General features: G+C 44.1%; 16 protein-coding genes. 3 read left to right on the top strand and 13 right to left on the bottom strand.

Features of this window, described 5'->3' with window-relative positions:
- Nucleotides 1-570: 570 nt before the first annotated feature.
- Nucleotides 571-738, top strand: a complete 168-nt coding sequence (locus NLX74_RS09395) for a hypothetical protein (RefSeq protein ID WP_007432475.1) — start codon at nucleotides 571-573, stop codon at nucleotides 736-738.
- A 116-nt stretch (nucleotides 739-854) separates the two neighbouring features.
- On the opposite strand, the gene NLX74_RS09390 is transcribed toward NLX74_RS09395, so the two are convergent.
- The 11 genes from NLX74_RS09390 to NLX74_RS09340 form a co-directional block, all read right to left on the bottom strand.
- Complete coding sequence (locus NLX74_RS09390) at nucleotides 855-1,901, bottom strand: FecCD family ABC transporter permease (protein ID WP_061828269.1); 1,047 nt, start codon at nucleotides 1,899-1,901, stop codon at nucleotides 855-857.
- A gap of 1 nt (nucleotide 1,902) precedes the next feature.
- Nucleotides 1,903-2,967 carry a FecCD family ABC transporter permease gene (locus NLX74_RS09385; protein WP_254328524.1) on the bottom strand — a complete coding sequence of 355 codons (1,065 nt, stop codon included), beginning with the start codon at nucleotides 2,965-2,967 and terminating at the stop codon, nucleotides 1,903-1,905.
- 232 nt (nucleotides 2,968-3,199) lie between these two features.
- Complete coding sequence (locus NLX74_RS09380) at nucleotides 3,200-4,162, bottom strand: ABC transporter substrate-binding protein (protein ID WP_254328604.1); 963 nt, start codon at nucleotides 4,160-4,162, stop codon at nucleotides 3,200-3,202.
- A gap of 56 nt (nucleotides 4,163-4,218) precedes the next feature.
- A complete protein-coding gene (locus NLX74_RS09375) occupies nucleotides 4,219-5,934 on the bottom strand; it encodes an ABC transporter ATP-binding protein (protein ID WP_254328523.1) in 1,716 nt (571 codons plus the stop codon).
- 37 nt (nucleotides 5,935-5,971) lie between these two features.
- Nucleotides 5,972-6,979, bottom strand: a complete 1,008-nt coding sequence (locus tag NLX74_RS09370; protein WP_235309714.1) for an ABC transporter substrate-binding protein — start codon at nucleotides 6,977-6,979, stop codon at nucleotides 5,972-5,974.
- Nucleotides 6,980-7,199: 220 nt separating this feature from the next.
- On the bottom strand, nucleotides 7,200-8,120 hold the full coding sequence (gene rbsB, locus NLX74_RS09365; RefSeq protein WP_025720638.1) for a ribose ABC transporter substrate-binding protein RbsB: 921 nt from the start codon (nucleotides 8,118-8,120) through the stop codon (nucleotides 7,200-7,202).
- 34 nt (nucleotides 8,121-8,154) lie between these two features.
- Nucleotides 8,155-9,123: an ABC transporter permease subunit gene (locus tag NLX74_RS09360; protein WP_013310465.1), complete on the bottom strand. Its 969-nt coding sequence runs from the start codon at nucleotides 9,121-9,123 to the stop codon at nucleotides 8,155-8,157.
- 1 nt (nucleotide 9,124) lies between these two features.
- Nucleotides 9,125-10,606 carry a sugar ABC transporter ATP-binding protein gene (locus NLX74_RS09355; protein ID WP_029517485.1) on the bottom strand — a complete coding sequence of 494 codons (1,482 nt, stop codon included), beginning with the start codon at nucleotides 10,604-10,606 and terminating at the stop codon, nucleotides 9,125-9,127.
- A 30-nt stretch (nucleotides 10,607-10,636) separates the two neighbouring features.
- Nucleotides 10,637-11,071 (bottom strand): D-ribose pyranase, encoded by a 435-nt coding sequence (rbsD, locus tag NLX74_RS09350; protein ID WP_254328522.1) that lies wholly within the window; start codon nucleotides 11,069-11,071, stop codon nucleotides 10,637-10,639.
- A 1-nt stretch (nucleotide 11,072) separates the two neighbouring features.
- Nucleotides 11,073-11,951: a ribokinase gene (gene rbsK, locus NLX74_RS09345; protein ID WP_254328521.1), complete on the bottom strand. Its 879-nt coding sequence runs from the start codon at nucleotides 11,949-11,951 to the stop codon at nucleotides 11,073-11,075.
- Nucleotides 11,944-12,972 (bottom strand): LacI family DNA-binding transcriptional regulator, encoded by a 1,029-nt coding sequence (locus tag NLX74_RS09340; RefSeq protein ID WP_254328520.1) that lies wholly within the window; start codon nucleotides 12,970-12,972, stop codon nucleotides 11,944-11,946. Before NLX74_RS09340 ends, rbsK begins: the two co-directional genes overlap by 8 nt.
- A 212-nt stretch (nucleotides 12,973-13,184) precedes the next feature.
- Between NLX74_RS09340 and NLX74_RS09335 the strand changes: the two genes are divergently transcribed.
- On the top strand, nucleotides 13,185-13,910 hold the full coding sequence (locus NLX74_RS09335; protein ID WP_254328519.1) for a DsbA family oxidoreductase: 726 nt from the start codon (nucleotides 13,185-13,187) through the stop codon (nucleotides 13,908-13,910).
- A 78-nt stretch (nucleotides 13,911-13,988) separates the two neighbouring features.
- Here NLX74_RS09335 and NLX74_RS09330 read toward each other — a convergent pair whose 3' ends face one another.
- Entirely contained in the window at nucleotides 13,989-14,777 is a 789-nt protein-coding gene (locus NLX74_RS09330) for an SDR family oxidoreductase (protein WP_235309710.1), read from the bottom strand.
- Nucleotides 14,778-14,954: 177 nt separating this feature from the next.
- On the bottom strand, nucleotides 14,955-15,959 hold the full coding sequence (locus NLX74_RS09325; protein ID WP_250261233.1) for a copper amine oxidase N-terminal domain-containing protein: 1,005 nt from the start codon (nucleotides 15,957-15,959) through the stop codon (nucleotides 14,955-14,957).
- Nucleotides 15,960-16,210: 251 nt separating this feature from the next.
- Here NLX74_RS09325 and NLX74_RS09320 point away from each other — a divergent pair, with 251 nt between their 5' ends.
- On the top strand, nucleotides 16,211-17,128 hold the full coding sequence (locus NLX74_RS09320; RefSeq protein ID WP_254328518.1) for an AEC family transporter: 918 nt from the start codon (nucleotides 16,211-16,213) through the stop codon (nucleotides 17,126-17,128).
- Nucleotides 17,129-17,461: the final 333 nt, after the last annotated feature.

Raw genomic sequence — 17,461 nt, 5'->3', positions numbered from 1 at the left:
TGCATTGAATACAACTTTGCAGTTCTAGTTGCTCCCCTCCATAGCTTTTAGCAAACTGATAAGTGATTCCATATACATTCGCTTTAACTGGTCGGGTTCATCTATAAATTCTGTATGTAAAATGCTGATCTTCAGAAACCTAGCTAACTTTTAAGCGCACAAGTTGATTTTCTGCAAATACACAATGTGATCCTTTGTATTAACTCGCTATTAAGCCCCTGCTTGTTCAGAACAGCCTGAGCAATATCCAATACGCTCCTTACGGACAAATATTTCAAATGGATTAATACACTTAATCCGTTTATATCAAAAAAACAATTATATACATGAAGTTAATTACGCCTAATCCCCTGTTATCGCTAGCATCAGGAAGTATATCTAAGAACTCATGGGGTGAGTCGCTGTCGACACGGCATGGATGATGAGAAAAAGCAATTTGCTGTCTCGCTCCGTTTTCCCTTGATCATCCAGCACGATATACTTAAAGAAGTCGAAAGGCAAACTTAAATTCAGCCTATGCTCATTTCAAAAATGTAGGTTTATTCATGACAAAGGGAGTGTTCATTATTTATGAGTACCGAAATGCTGGAACGTCGAAGTGAAATTCTAAAACGAAACATCCATCAGTTGCTGGTTCAGGAAAATCAACACGGCGTGACACGTCAGGAAAATTACACGTTGCATAAAATGATCAGAGAGCTGCATCAAACCTCTCATGCCTTGAATACTTCCCGTTGAGATGAAAGGCTGCTAAATTAAATGAAACAAATAACCTTCAGCCCCACTTCCTTAGTGGTGTTGAAGGTTATTTGTTTGCGTAGCCTTTAATTGACAGGTGGTACTCTTTCGTGACGTTACCCTTTGGAGCGACTCAACAGGTATAAGAAGTATGGCGCACCAATGATGGCTACAATTAAACCTGTCGGGATTTCTTTCTGTAAAGGTAAGGATCGTGTGATCGTATCCGCTACAAGTACCAGGAGTGCTCCGACTAAAGCACAGGTTACCAGCAGCATTTTATGCTTCGGCCCCACCAGCTTTCTCGCCAAATGTGGAGCCACCAAACCGACAAAGCCGATACCGCCACTAACCGAAACACTAGAACTGGCCAATCCAACCGCAGCAGCGAGAAGGAGAATACGTTCCTTTTCGATAGCTGTACCCAACCCCGATGCCGTCTGATCTCCCAGATTAAGCACATTCATCACATTTGCTTTGTAGTATGCGAAAGGAAGCAATACAATCAGCCAAGGCAACAGAGCCATCACGAATTTCCAGTTTGAGCCCCAGATGCTTCCTGCTAACCAATTAGCTACAAACGTGTAACTTTCGGGTGTCAGCTTAAGAGTCATAATGATCATCGCAGCACTGATACCCGCCGCTACGCCAATTCCGCTCAGCAGTAGCCTTGTCGGAGAAATTCCTTCACCTTTCTTGTAAGAAAGCGCGTAGATGAGAATAGCAGCTGCTCCTGATCCAATCAGTGCAAGAGCGGGAAGTAAAAACAATGAATTCGTAGTTTGCATAGATGGAAAAAGCAATACAAACAGCATGACCATCAACCCGGCGCCTGCATTAATGCCTAGAATACCAGGGTCCGCTAGGCCGTTACGCGAAACTCCCTGCATGATGCAGCCAGAAACAGCGAGACCTGCACCGATAAGAAGGGAAATAACCATTCGTGGCAATCGGAATTCAAATAGGATTAATTCCTGCTGTGGAGTCCCTTGTCCAAACAAGGTTCTAAATAGCTCCATTGGCGAAAGCCGGATGGTTCCCGTATTCGCACTTATGGTGAACGCAGCAATGAGCAATACGAGCAGAATGACTACAACCATCCAATCATGTATTTTTTTACGATGACTAGCTTTGGCAATAGCCCCATTCGTAACGTTATTCATCTTACAGTGCCCTCCTTTCTTTACGTGCCAGATAAAGGAAGAACGGAACCCCAATTAAGGCAATAAGTACGCCCACCGGTGTTTCCTCAGGTGCGTTAATCATACGGGCTGCCAGATCGGCAAACACAATGAGTAAAGCCCCCATAATGGCCGAGCATGGAATAATCCAGCGATAATCGACGCCAACCAGCTTGCGGGTTATATGGGGAATAATCAATCCCACGAAACCTATAGAACCCACCAACGACACCGCTGCACCCGCCAAAATCAGAACAAGAATCATTCCAACTACCTTTACCACCCCAGTTCGCTGACCAAGGCTCGACGCAATTTCGTCTCCCAAACTGAGCAGCGTAATGGAGCGCGACAACATGAGAGCACCGATAAAAGCTGCCACAACCCAAGGCAAAACTATACCGAGCTGAACCCACTTGGTTCCACTAAGCCCTCCGGCATACCAAAAGGCCAAATCCTGTCCAACATCAAAGTACAAACTGATCGCATCTCCTAAGGCAGACAGCAATGCCGTGACAGCTGCACCCGCCAATACAAGACGAACTGGCGTAAGACCTGATTTGGATATGGAGCTTGTACCATATACCATCACAACAGCCAGAGCTGCACCAACAAAGGAATACAACATTAACTGTAAAAAGGAAGAGCCAGGAAAAAGGGCAAAGCAAATCGCCATCGCCAAGCTGGCTCCCGAGTTCAGTCCAAGCAAGCCCGAGTCAGCAAGCGGATTTCGGGTCATTCCTTGCATAATTGCACCTGCAACAGCAAAGCAAATTCCGATTAAAACCCCACCCAGAATCCGAGGTAGACGGATTTCCCAAATAATTTGATGATTTTGCAATTCAGGATTAAAATGGAAAACAGCGTTCCATACCTCTTCCAGCCTAATTGAGGCTGCACCAAAAGATAGGGATAGCGCGATACCGAACGCTAAAAGTCCAAGCCCAACTGTCAGGATAAGCGAAGCCGCCCAAGGTCGCGAGTGGAATTGAGTCGGCGACTGGTTATGATTACTTTGAGCGGGGCTATCCGATGATTCTGATAATTTCATAACTATTGTTCACCCTTACTGTTGAATAGTATGTAGCTATCACGAACTGTGTTGAAGATGATGTTGATAATGAGAATTATTATCATGCAATCTTTACTATTGTAAATTAATGTGGCAACGGCATCAATAGCAAATTTCGAGTAATGCCTAATACTCTGCCCTATTGTGAACAAATAAAGCCCTTCGGCATAAATACCAAAGGGCTGCCAACAACACCGAAGCGACTACTTGACTACTTCTGTGTGGCGTTCTCTTTATTCCGCTGGACGATCAAATCTGCGATTTCTTCAGCTTGCCCTACAATGGCAATGGGATCGAAGTACCAATATCGATCCTCCTGGAGCTCAAAAACCTTACCTTGCCGGACTGCATTCAGTGATTTCCATATGCTGTCTCCTTCGTAACCGCTCAAATCCTTGTTAACCGTCAGAAAGATATAAGAGCCAGCATATTGATTAATGACTTCTTTTGACACCGATTTCCATTGAGTCTCACCAAATAATTCTTTTTGGACAAGCGGCGGAGGGGACAAATTCAGTCCTTTGTATACCGCCTGTCCTCCTCTGCCAAAATTATCGCCATATACATAGTATTCTTTATCCGAAGCTTCCATTACGGTGAAAGTATCTCCAGGCTGAACAATTCCCTTTAGCTTGTCACGTGCAGCCTGCATTCGCTGATCGTATTGCGCAAGCCATGTTTTGGCTTCCTGTTCTTTTCCAAGCAGCTCACCAAAAGCTGTCAGTTCCTCATGCACATTCTTGTACGTTCCATATGGAATAACGATGGTCGGAGCAACTTTACTATATTTTTCATAATCAGAAGCATCTTTGGAACCAATCAGAATCAAATCAGGCTCCAGAGCCAATACTTTCTCAATGGATACGCTGCTGCGGTCTCCAATGCTTGCAATGCCCTGCACAAGCTCCTTTGAAAACGGATTATCCAGATAATATTTAACACTTCCTACAGGTTTAATTCCTAGTGCTAATAAATCATTCTGGTACATATCTACTACAATCCGCTGAGGGTGAACCGGAATCTTAATATCTCCATGAATCGTTTTGACTGTTTTCGTTTCCTCTGACTTTTGTTCGCTAGATGTTTGATTCTGCTTTTCATCCGGTTGCTTTACATTTCCACCACAGGCGGTAAGAGCTAAAATGACTGACAGAAGCATCATTACAATCCACATTTTCTTTGTCAAACCTGTTCATTCCTCTCTCTATTTACGGTGTCATATTGGCCTATTTACGTTCCATATTGAGCTTGGTGCAGGCGGCTATATGCCCCTTTTACTGCCAATAACTCTTCATGTCTGCCTTGCTCGGCAATCCCTTGATCTGCAACTACGATAATCCGGTCAGCATTTTTGATCGTTGCCAGACGATGCGCGATAACGAGTGTCGTACGGCCTTGGGATAGCTCTGTCAGCGCTTGCTGAATCGCGGCTTCTGTCTCTGTATCCAATGCTGATGTTGCTTCATCTAAAATGAGAATTGGCGGATTTTTAAGGAACATCCGTGCAATAGACAAACGTTGCTTTTGACCACCAGAGAGCTTCACACCTCGCTCACCGATCATTGTATCCAGACCATCCGGATATGAGCGAACAAGGTCTTCAATCTGAGCTCGACGAGCAGCATCCCAGATTTCTTCTTCCGAAGCATCCAGCTTACCGTAAGCAATATTTTCACGAATCGTTCCATCAAAGAGGAATACATCCTGCTGTACGATACCAATCATGGATCGCAGCGATTCCAGCTTCATTTCACGGATATCCATTCCATCAATAGTAATGATACCTTCCTCGACATCGTAGAAGCGAGGCAACAAACTGCAAAGTGTCGTTTTACCTGCTCCTGAAGGACCCACAAGTGCTACGGTTTCACCCGCATGGATAGATAGGTCCACTTTGCGTAATACCTTATCTTTGTTTTCGTAACCAAACGTTACACCTGCAAATTGAATATCTCCATTAAGATGGCTAACCGCCTTGGCCCCAGGCAGATCTTCTACATCCGATTCACTTTCCAGCAAATCCAGGTACCGTCGGAAGCCAGCAATCCCTTTCGGATACGTTTCGATGACAGAATTAATTTGTTTAATCGGCCCCAAGAATACATTAGACAGCATCACAAATGCGATAAATTCCCCGTAGGTCATCTGTCCTTCAATGACAAACCATGTTCCACATACTAGCACAAACAATGAAACCAGCTTCATTAGTATAAAACTAATCGAGGAATTCCAGGCCATAATCCGGTACGCGATCAGCTTCGTTTTACGGAAACGACCATTATTTTCAGCAAACCGTTCCATTTCATGTGCTTCGTTGGAGAACGCTTGAACAACGCGAATCCCGCTTACATTATTTTCAATACGAGCGTTATAATCCGCAATATCAGAAAACATACGATGGAAAGCAGCAGACATTTTACGGCTGAAATAAAGAGACAAGTAAATCATGAGGGGTACAATGATGAAAGTCAGTACAGCCAGCTTCCAGTTAATACCGAGCATGATACCAAAGGCTCCCCCCAGTGTCATCAACGCGATGAACAAATCTTCGGGTCCGTGGTGGGCAATTTCCCCAATATCCATCAGATCGTTGGTCATACGTGAAACGAGATGCCCTGTTTTGTTATTGTCAAAAAACCGAAACGATTGCTTTTGTACCCGATCAAACAGCTTTTTACGCATGTCCGATTCGATGTTAATGCCCAGCTTGTGTCCCCAATAGGTGACCACGTAATTCAGTGCAGCACTTATGACATAAATACCGAGTAGAGCCAGACAGGCATATAAAATCCATTTCCAGTTCCCGCTGGGCAGCAAATCATCGACCACCCGGTTGACTGCAAGCGGAAAAGCCAACTCCAGCAGTGCAGCCAGCAAGGCACAAGAGAAATCAATGATGAACAAAGTCCGGTAAGGACGATAGTATTCAAAAAATCGTCTAAGCATGGTTATGACTTCTCCTTTCTTATTTCAATTGAACTGATCACTTCGGATCAACGGAAAACATTTTAACAGCCTCATCGAGTGATTGGTCAACGGCTAGCGGTGAGTAGGTAAACCACGGATCGGCTTTAATGAAATACACTTTGTGGTTTTTGACAGCCGGGAGATTTCTCCACAATGCACTTTGCTCAATTTGCTTAAGCATTCCGTCCTTGCTCGCTTCATCATAAACCAGCATAATAATTCGGTCTCCTGATAGTTCAGGTAACTTTTCCATTGAAATAACATCATAGACATAATTAAATCTCGGGTCCTTCGCCAGCTTCTGGCGTATGTACTCAGGAGGATTCAATTCCAGTGAACGGTAAATAACATGTCCTACATTCCGCGCTCCGTATACCCTTAACACATTCTTATCGTAGGCCATATAAATCGTAACCGTTTCATCTTTTTTGAATTTTCCAACCAACTTCTTTCGACCTTCCTCAGCCTTTTTGTTGAAACTAGCGATCCACTGCTTGGCTTCCTTGTCCTTACCCAGCACGGCTGCGACACTCCGCAGTTGCTCAAATACATCGCCTTCTCCAAACGAAACGACTACGGTTGGAGCAATTTTCTCTAGCTGCTCCTTCACTTCGGGCGTGGTATATTCTGTTGTGATGATCAGGTCCGGTTGTAACTCCAGCACCTTTTCTACATTTGTCGGGTTCCCAATATCCGCAACTCCGTCAATCTTACCTTTTAAATAGTTGCCTTCCAACAAATGGGAAGCAGCACCTGCAGGCTTAACTCCCAAGGCCAGCATAGCATCCAAATATTGTGTTGTGACAACTCGCTGTGGATTGGCAGGGATACTGATCTTATTGCCAGTGGCATCAGTATATTCGCGCATGACAACCGTCTTGGATTGCCCGGAAGGATCATTAGTACTGGTCTTGTCGTTTGTCTGGTTGTTGCTAGCTGCGTTTCCACATGCACTCAATACAACCATCAAAAGAACCACAAGACAAAGCGTGGATTCCCATTTTAATCTGTACCTTTGTTGCACAATATACGTCCTCCTTAGATATATACAATTCATTATATGATAGTGATTCTCATTATCATATAATTGTTATTCTATCTTTTACCGTCTCTTCTTACAATACAAAAATAAAAAACTTCCATTTATGTGTATGTATCGTCATCGTAGAATAGCCAAAAAAAAGAACTGATGCGCATTACAGCATCAGTCCGAATAGCTTAATATGTTGGGTCAAGCGCCCTTTTTATTTCGATTGATCCACTAACTCCAGCTTAGCGGGAATTGATGTTTTCACGGTTTTACCTTGAAGTACATCCTTGGCTGCCTGTACCGCCAATTGACCAATAAGCTCGGGTTGCTGAGCTACGGTGGCTGTCAGTTTCCCTTCCTTAATTGATTTAAGCGCATCCTCGTTACCGTCAAAACCGATGACTGGAATGTTCTTACCTGAGCTTTGGATTGCTTCGATCGCACCCAAAGCCATTTCATCATTGTGGGCAAATACTGCCTGAACGTCCGGGTTGCCTTGCAGCAGATTTTCCATCACGTTCAAACCTTTGGTCCGATCAAAATCGGCCGATTGTTTGGCAATGACTTTCAGATCCTTATCTGCTACTTCATGAAATCCTTTTCCGCGTTCACGGGTAGCGGATGCTCCTGGAACACCTTCCAGCTCAATCACCTTGGCACCTTTTCCAACTTGATCAATCACATATCTGGCAGCCATTCGTCCTCCCTCTACGTTGTCTGAAGCGACGAGTGCTTTTACATCGCCTTTGTCAGCAGAACGATCCAGTGTAATAACCGGGATGTTCAATGCATTCGCTGATTGTACCACAGTGGAGATGGCCGACGAATCTGTCGGATTAATAAGTAACGCGTTTACTCCCTGTTGAATCAGATCATCCACGTCATTACTTTGTTTCGCCGAATCATTTTGTGCATCCACAACAATGACCTGCATTCCTTGTTTTTTGGCCTCTGCCACAACTCCGTCTTTGAGAGATACGAAGAATGGATTATTCAGTGTTGAGATCGACAAGCCGATTTTGATGTCCTTCAGGTTCGCGGCCGCTTTAGGTTTCGCCCATTCGGGCGGTTCCAAGGAACACCCTGTCATGAGCAGGAGCAGCAATGCAGTCATGATTAATGTAAGCTTTTTCATATTTATGTGTCTCCTTCTACGCAGATTAGGTGTATTATGCGGATTTTTTACGGTCAATCAATACAGCAATAGCGATGACTATCCCTTTTACTACCATTTGATAAAAAGAGTTAACCCCCAGCAAGTTCAAGCCATTGTTTAGTGTACCGATGATAAGCACACCAATTAACGTACCTACGATTCGTCCGCGTCCTCCCGAGAGACTTGTTCCACCTAATACGACAGCCGCAATGGCGTCCAACTCATAAGAAGTACCTGCTGTCGGTTGCGCCGAGTTCAAACGTGAAGTCAAGATAGCTCCCGCCAATGCGGAGAGCATTCCAGCCAGAGAGTAAATCCAAATTTTTACACGCGGTACTTTAATACCAGATACAATCGAAGCCTTCTCGTTACCACCAATGGCATACGTTTTACGTCCGAATGGTGTTTTATGCAAAATGATCCATAGGACAGCAAAGGTAATGAGCATCGTAATCGCTGGAACCGGAATACCGAACTGATAGCCACGACCGAACAATTGAAATACCAGACTGTCCCCGAGTCCTGTAATAGGGTTACCATTGGTATAAACGAGTGTCAATCCTCTGAAAATGGTCATGGTTGCTAGTGTAGCGATGAATGGAGCCATTTTACCCTTCGTAATCATCAAGCCGTTGACCATCCCCATCACGCCACCCAATGCACAGCCGATGATAATCGCCAAAATAGGATCGAACCCAGCCAGCATCATATTTGCGACAAACGCACTGGATAGTGCTAATATGGAGCCGACTGACAAATCTATTCCGCCTGTGAGAATAACGAAGGTCATACCGAACGCAATCAACGCATTAATGGATACCTGGCGCAATAAATTCAAAATATTAAGCGGTTCCAAAAAGCTGGGATTTAAGACCGATACGATAATCACCAAAATAATGAGTCCCAACAACGGGCCAAGCTTCTGTGTGATTTGTGACATTTGAAAGCCTTTGCTGCTTTTTGATTCATTCATAGTTGTCATATTACTGTCCTCCTGTAGCTAGCGTCATAATATTTTCTTGTGTGGCTTCTTCCCTGCTCAGCTCTCCGCTGATCTTTCCCTCGTGCACCACGACAATACGATCGCTCATGCCGAGTACCTCAGGGAGTTCCGAGGATACCATGATAATCGCGACTCCACGTTCGGTCAGCTCGTTCATCAACTGGTAGATTTCCCGCTTGGCTCCCACATCCACACCTCTCGTCGGTTCGTCAAGAATGAGTACATTTGGACCAATACCTACCCATTTGGCAATAACCACCTTTTGCTGATTACCACCTGACAAACTGCGAACCGTTGTTTCACCCGATTGGGTTTTAATTTGTAAGCGTTTAATTAAAGTGTTAACAAAATCCAACTCTTTTTTACCTGAAATAAATCCTTTTGAGGTAAAGCTGAAGAGATTTGGCAGCACCATATTTTCCCGAATGGAAAAATCCAGAACCAAGCCCTCATCTTTTCGGTCTTCTGTAATGAAGCCAATCCCTAGTTTCACCGCGTCATCCGGCTTGCGAATAGTCACCTTTTTTCCACGTACATGGATCTCACCACGATCCAAAGCATCCAGTCCAAATAACGCCCGCATGATCTCGGTTCGTCCCGAGCCCATCAAGCCTGAAAAACCTACAATTTCACCAGACCGCACAGTAAAATTCACATTTTCAAACAAGCCTTTATGCGTGGCATTTTTGACCTCCAGCACCACTTCTCCCAAAGCGGGCGTTCTTACCGGATAGCGTTCAGTCAGCTCTCTACCTACCATTTTCCGTACAACTTCATCAAAATTCGTATCGGGAATCGCCTGAGTATCCACCGTTTTTCCGTCACGCATGATGGTAATCCGATCACAGATCGCGAATATCTCCTCCATCCGATGTGAAATATACACGATCGAAACACCATCTTTTTTCAAAGAAGTAATAACCTCGAACAGCTTCTGAATTTCCCGTTCGGTTAAGGCGGCTGTCGGCTCATCCATCACGATAACTTTAGCATCCGTCATGAGTGCTTTGGCTATTTCAATCATCTGCTGTTGACCCACTGAACACTCGCCTGCTTCACCGTTCAATGGAAGGTTTACCGAAAGCTTGCTGAATTGCTCATTTGCTAACGCTTTCATTTTAGAGCTGTCTAGTAAGCCCCACTTGGATGTCATTTCCTTGCCGATAAACAGATTTTCCAGCACGGTCATCTCCGGCCACACATTCAGTTCCTGGTGAATAAAAGCAATTCCTTTTTGCTCCGCTTCTTTGGGGTCGGCAAAATAGGTTTCCTGGCCGTCAATGATGATCGTTCCCTCATCTCGCCGATGCAGTCCGATTAAAATATTCATCAGCGTTGATTTTCCTGCACCATTTTCACCCATGAGGGCATGTACTTCTCCTTCACGAAGATCAAAGTCAACACCACTCAGTACCTGATTGGTTCCAAAAGCTTTGTGAATTCCTTTCATTTGAATCTGCATACTGTACCCTCCTTTTTATTCAACATTGATTTATCCAAAATGAACTCCTGCCTGTAAAATACAATTGGCAAATGGCTTAGCCTCTCCTGTACGAATGACCGCCTTCGCATAACGGGTCAGCTCCTTGAATTGTTCATGAGAGCAAAACTCAATGACAGCAGCTTGCGTATTAATCTGTGGATGTTCTAATTGCTCCCCTGCAAAGGTGCGCATAATATACTGTAATGCTTGTTCATTTTCTTGTTTGATTTCTTCGGCCAGCGTTACTTTTTCGATCACCATATCTGCTGCAATGACATCAACAACGTCCTGAAAGGATGGAACACCCAGTTTAAGGGCCAAATCAATTTTGGTAACGCCTTCAGGAATAGGTAAGCCGGCATCAGCCACGACAATATAGTCTGTGTGGCCGAGATCCGCCAGTATTTTGGATATATGACTGTTTAGGATTCCATGTTTCTTCATATTATATTTGCTCCTCCACTTCATGACGGGTTGGCATTCCACCTTGGGCTCCAAATTTGGTTACGGACAATGACGCAGCACGATTAGCAAATTTCACACTGTCGGCCAGCGATTTTCCTTCGGCCAGTGCCACTGCAAAAGCAGCGTTAAACGTATCTCCTGCACCTGTTGTATCAACGGCCTCTACTTTATAAGTAGGAACCACGACTTCCTGTTCTCCGTCGAAAAATCGTACACCGTTGCTGCCCTCAGTCACAAACAGCTTGTTGGGATATTTACGCAACGCTTCTTGCAGGCTCATATCCTTAAACATAATGGCAGCTTCATGCTCGTTTGGCGTAATGTAGGTCGCATTCGCAATTACGCTTTCTTCCACTTCACGAGCCGGGGCTGGATTCAGCAACAAGGGTATCTGGTACTTCGCACAAATTTCGCTTACATAAACAACCGTTTCCGACGGTATTTCCTGTTGAATTAGCACAATACCCGAACTTCGGATGACGTCAAGCGCTTCTTCCACATAGGCGGGTGTCACTTCATTATTTGCTGCTTTTACCACGACAATACTGTTATCACCTTCAGCTAGTACAATATGCGCTGTACCGCTTTCCATATGTGTAACCGGTTTCACATAGCCAGTATGAACATAATTTTCTTCAAAATTTCTTAAAATCTGTTCTCCAAAATGGTCATCCCCTACACGTCCAATCATCGTAACGTCTGCTCCGAGTCGTGCTGCGGCTACTGCCTGATTGGCTCCTTTACCTCCAGGTACGGTTGTAAAGCTTTCACCCAATACCGTTTCACCAGCACCGGGACGTTTGGACGAAGTAACTACGAGATCCATAGAACTGCTTCCGATAATCGAAATTTTAGCCATCATAATCCACCTTTCTTGTCGTTTCCCGTTCTATAAATTTGACGGGCAATTGTATGCTTGAATACGTAAGTACTTTCGAATGAAGATTAGGTACGCTTGACTTCGTTACTTGCGACTGCTCAATCAACTGAATGAGTAGTCCTGCTGCTTCCCAGCCCATTTCATAAGCAGGCTGTCGGATCGTTGACAAAGGCGGGAATAACAAACTGCTTAATGGTATATCATCAAACCCGATAATTTGAACATCATCTGGGATTTTCTTTCCTAATCTATGTGCCTCATGCATCACCGCTGTAGCCACGATATCGTTACTTGCGATAACTCCGTCCGTATCCGGGTACTTGCTAAACAGCTCTTTGGCCCACGACTCGGCCTCCTTGAATGAAAAGGAAGTTGTCTCGACCACATGGTAAGCAATTCCGGATTGCTGAAGCTCTTCAACCGCCCCGCGAAAACGGTCTTGTGCTGGACGAATATGTGCAGGGCCCTGCATGACTGTAATTTGTTTGCTGCCGCGGGCAACCATTTCTTGAGCAGCCAAGCAACCGCCATGGGCTCCATCCGCAAATACGGAGAGGCTGTCACTGGAAGTTCGATCGAGAAAAACGACCGGGATCTTCAGTTTAGCGTAACAGTCGGCATCGGGATCATTGGTAGAAGAAATAACACCAACGACATTATTTTGAACAAAAGTATCCATGTAATCTAATTCTTTTTGGCGATCTTCATCACTATTACCGAAAATAATCCGAAAATCATTTTCCTGCATTCGATCCTCCACCCCACGAGCTAACAAGGGAAAGTAAGGGTTCGTAATATCCGGCAGCAGCAGGCCGATTAATCTGGATTTCTTTTTATACAAAGAACGTGCAACTTCATTGGGCTTGTAATTTAACTGCCTCACAGCAGCCTCTACCTTTCGCCGTGTATCCTCATGTACATATCCAGTTTCATTAATAACTCTGGATACGGTCGCTACGGAAACACCTGCAAAGCTGGCGACTTCTTTAATTGTTGTCATAGTGTAGGTTCAACTCCAATGTGTAACCGGTTACACATATAAAATATCATAGCATTAATTTTTTGACAAGCATTAATTATTTGCACGTTGAATGCTTTAGCTTTATAATTCTTGTTGTAACTAATGAAGTTCCACCTTTATGCACATTCTAAAGTGGGGAGCACTACTCCCGGTTACTCAATAAAATACGTATACATGGAGGCTTTTTCCTGATGAATATTGAAGTATGGTCTGATTATATGTGCCCATTCTGTTATATTGGCAAACGCCGTTTGGAGCAAGTATTACAGCAATTTCCACATCGCAATGAGGTGCAATTGACATTCAAGAGTTTCGAATTGAACCCGGATGCTGTGAGAGATAGCGGTAAAACGATCAATGAAGAACTATCCGCTAAATATGGGGTCAGTCTGCAAGAGGCTCAGGCTATGAATGATCGAATGAACGAAAACGCACGCTCTGCGGGTCTTGATTATAATATTCATGCCATGGTGCCGACGAACTCTCTTGATGCTCACCGCTTAACATTTTGGGCTCAAACACAAGGCAAAATGCTGGAGCTGAGCGAGCGTTTATTCCAGGCTGTATTCATCGAAGGCAAGCATACAGGGGATCATGAAGTGCTGGTAGCGCTGGCTACTGAGGTTGGTTTGGATCAAAAGGAAGCGGCTGCTATATTAGCCAGTGACCGCTTTACCGACGAAGTTAGAGCTGATGAAGCCGAAGGCGCTGAGTTGGGTGTTCAGGGTGTGCCATTCTTTGTATTTGATCGAAAATTTGCTGTTTCTGGTGCCCAGCCGGAGGAAGTATTCCATGATGCGCTTCAAAAAGCATGGGATGAACGTTCACCTTTCACCATGATAAGCGGCAGCTCGTCCAAACAAGATGCAGGTGGTATATGTACCGATAAGGGTTGTGAGCTTCCAGGACGTGAATGAAGATTATCTATTCCCTAAATAAATTTTAAAAAAGCGTGCCAGCACCCAATTAAACCTGAGCTGGCACGCATCTTTATTTTATAACGATTTAATCATTCCGCCATCCACAAGGATGGTGCTCCCTGTCAAATAGGATGAAGCTGAAGACGCCAGAAAAGCAACAACTTTACCGAACTCTTCAGGCTCTCCATACCGCCCCAATGGAATGCCCTCTTCTGCTTGTTTACGAACCTGATCCGTGGTTTGCTGAGTTTTCTCAGCTCGATGCTCGTCCAAGCTACGCACGCGATCGGTTGCAATTCTCCCTGGTGCTACAGTATGTACCAGAATATTATGAGGAGCTAATTCCAGAGACAATGTTTTCGCCAATCCAGCGACTCCAGTACGTAGCGTATTTGAAATGATTAACCCCGGAATTGGCTGTTTAACTGAGGAAGAAGCAATATTTAAAATCCTACCGTTTTGTTGTTTTTTCATATAAGGTAACACCTCACGGATCAACCGGATATGACTAAGTAAATTTTGTTCAAAGGCCTGCATCCACACTTCATCTGTAAAATCATCAAAGGTACCGGCAGGAGGCCCACCCGCATTGTTAACCAAAATATCAACGGTGCCAAACAAATCAGCTGTACGGCGGATGGCCTGGGAGATATGTTCTGGTTTTGTTACATCGCAAACTACATATTCAACGCGGCCACTCGCTGTTTCCAGTAATTCCGCCTGCGTCCGCTGAAGCTCTGCTTCGTTCCGTCCTGAAATGACGACATTCGCACCCTCGCGTGCCAGCTCCCGTGCGCTTGCTTTGCCGAGTCCTTTACTGGAACCTGCAACAAAGGCTGTTTTTCCCGTTAATCCTAAATCCATCTATAACACTCCCTTTTCTCAGTGTTCTCTATTTAATTGTACACATGACCAGCACATAATGCGAATAGCTTGGTAGTATCATGAATACGAAATCATTAATTGCAAGGTAAAATAAAAAGGCATGACATTTAGTCAGGGGCCCTTTTTGCTTTCAAAATTTTGTTTGTTTACAACACGTTATGATGTTGATGTAGTAGTTGTTGTTGGCTGCTCGTATACAACAACGGACTGGCTTTCAGGCTCCCATTTAACATTTGTCCCCAAGGCCTCTCCGATTACCCTTACAGGTACCATTGTCGTCCCATCCACTATGGATGCTGGCTGCTCGATAGAATATGGCTGACCGTTAATATATGCTTTCGGACTGTTAACAAATAATTTGACGGACACGCCGTTACGGGTGACTGTAACAGCCTTTTCTTTCGGATCCCAGGAAACCTTTGCATCCAAAGCTTCGGAAGCTGTTCTAAACGGAACAAGTGTGGTCCCATTGCGGTTAATCGGTTTGGCATCGTATTCTTCACCATTCACGAACAGCTTCATACCCGACGGCCGTCCAGCCTTCTTCGAGAATTCACCGAGCTTTTTGTAGCTGTCCAGGTCGGACACATTAGCCAGTACCGCCTCCTCCTGCATGTAAACGGCATCTGTCACATTTCCGTTTTCAGCCAGTAGCTCAGCTGCCTCAGTCAGTGCTTTACCAGAATTCCGGATCAATTCAAGTTCAGCAACCTGCTCTGGAGTCAAACGGTCCGGGTATTTCGTAAGCAGCAGATTCGCAATAACCGCTCCTGCCGGCTTATCCTTCGTATTTTCTACCGCGTGAAGCAGACCCTTGTAACCGTTGCGTCCCTTGTGACCATTATGGTCTTTGGACTCTTCGTACGTATCATCCGTTACTGCAACAGGTTCGGTTTTTCTGATTTCTGCGAGTTTTTCTTTTTTACTGTTTTCATCCTTTTTACCGGATGCTTTGTCCTTTTGTTTTTTGGACTGATCATTGTCTGAGTCATGGGGATTGATTAGCTCTTCCCCACTCTTTTCATTCCCGTCTTTAACAGACGTCTTTGCTTCCTGTTTGTTCTCATGATCATTTCCGCGTCCCTGCTTGGCCTCAGCGGTTCCTGCTGCCAATCCCAAGACCAGTATACACGCTAATAAAGCTGTCCAAGTGTTTCTCATGATGCGATTCCTCCTTATAGTAAAGACCGGGCTCAAATGTCCCTAGATGTATTAACGGCTTCTCTAAGCTGATTTTTTATCTTTTCTTTAACTAATGTGTGGGACACCAATATAGCCGCAGTCCAGATTGCCAAAACCACTATAAAATTTTATTATACGCCTAACCTATTTACACAGTATAATGAGAATTACACATGCATTTTTAAGTATCAGCCTTTACATTCGCATAATAGAAAGAAGATGAAACAGACATGTTCGGCACCATTCTTTTGGACGTTGTTTTACCTATTTTTGTACTTATCGGTTTTGGTTGTATCATGCAATATTATTTTCGACTGGATTTGTATACCTTAGCTAAAATCAATTTTTACTATATCACCCCCGCAGTTGTGTTTACGGGTCTTTATAACTCGGAAATTTCTTTAATGCTCATGGGTGAGGTTTCACTTTTTTATGCCTTGTACATAGCTATTCTGTACGTAATCAGCACTACCGTCGCCAGATCTCTGAAATACAGTCCCGGAATGCGTGGAGCTTTTACAAATAGTGTAATGCTAGATAATTCAGGAAATTATGGTCTGCCAATCAATCAGTTGGTGTTCAAAGGTGACCCTTTGGCCATTTCCGTTCAAGCTCTGATTATGACCTTTCAAAGCTTTGTCACATTTACATACGGCACTTTTGTTGTGCAAAACGGCAAGGCCAATACTCGAAAAATATTAATTAATTTTTTAAAAATGCCTGTTCCCTATGCGCTTGCGCTAGGTTTGCTCCTAAATCTGCTGCATAGTCCATTTCCTAATTTACTAGCTGAACCTTTGAATTATATTAGTCAGTCGATGGTTGCCGTGGCTCTGCTTACTTTGGGAGCACAAATTGTGCAATATCCCTTTCGTTTGCGCCGGACTGCCGTGTACATCAGTATGGTACTACGCCTGATTGTTGGTCCAATGGTCGGTTTTATGCTCGTCTTGCTGCTGGGTCTTAAGGGAATTCCCGCTCAAGCCTTGCTCATTGCATCGGGTATGCCTACCGGCGTTAATACCAGTATTTTGGCGGAAGAATATAAAAACGAACCCGATTTTGCCGCACAAACAGTATTACTTTCCACGATTGTGAATGTCATTACGATGACCCTATTAATTTCAGCATCCCGGCATCTTGTTTGAGGTGTATGATCAATATAAAAAATGGATTAGAGACGCTTTTTGTCTAAGGACAGGAGCGTTTCCTTTTTCGAGATAAAAGAACATATGTTCCCGTCAGTGTTTCTTTTTCTACTTAAAGTGGTGTGTTTGTTTTGTGGAGATTGTATGCGAGAAATAGTTTTTTTCTATTATGAATTTTTCATATAGTGAAATAATTATATAATTTAATTTGAATCTCTATTAGTTACTGTTTTCAACTTGTCGTTGCATTTTCCCCAAAAAAAGAATGCAGGACAACAAGGTCATCAAAAATAAAGCCAGCTCACTCATTAGAGTGGCTGACTTAGGATTATC

Origin of the sequence: Paenibacillus sp. MZ03-122A (assembly GCF_024213325.1) — a bacterium.
GTDB classification, from domain to species: domain Bacteria; phylum Bacillota; class Bacilli; order Paenibacillales; family Paenibacillaceae; genus Paenibacillus; species Paenibacillus polymyxa_B.
Note: the sequence above shows the minus strand (reverse complement) of the source record. Positions and strands in the feature narration are given on the sequence as shown.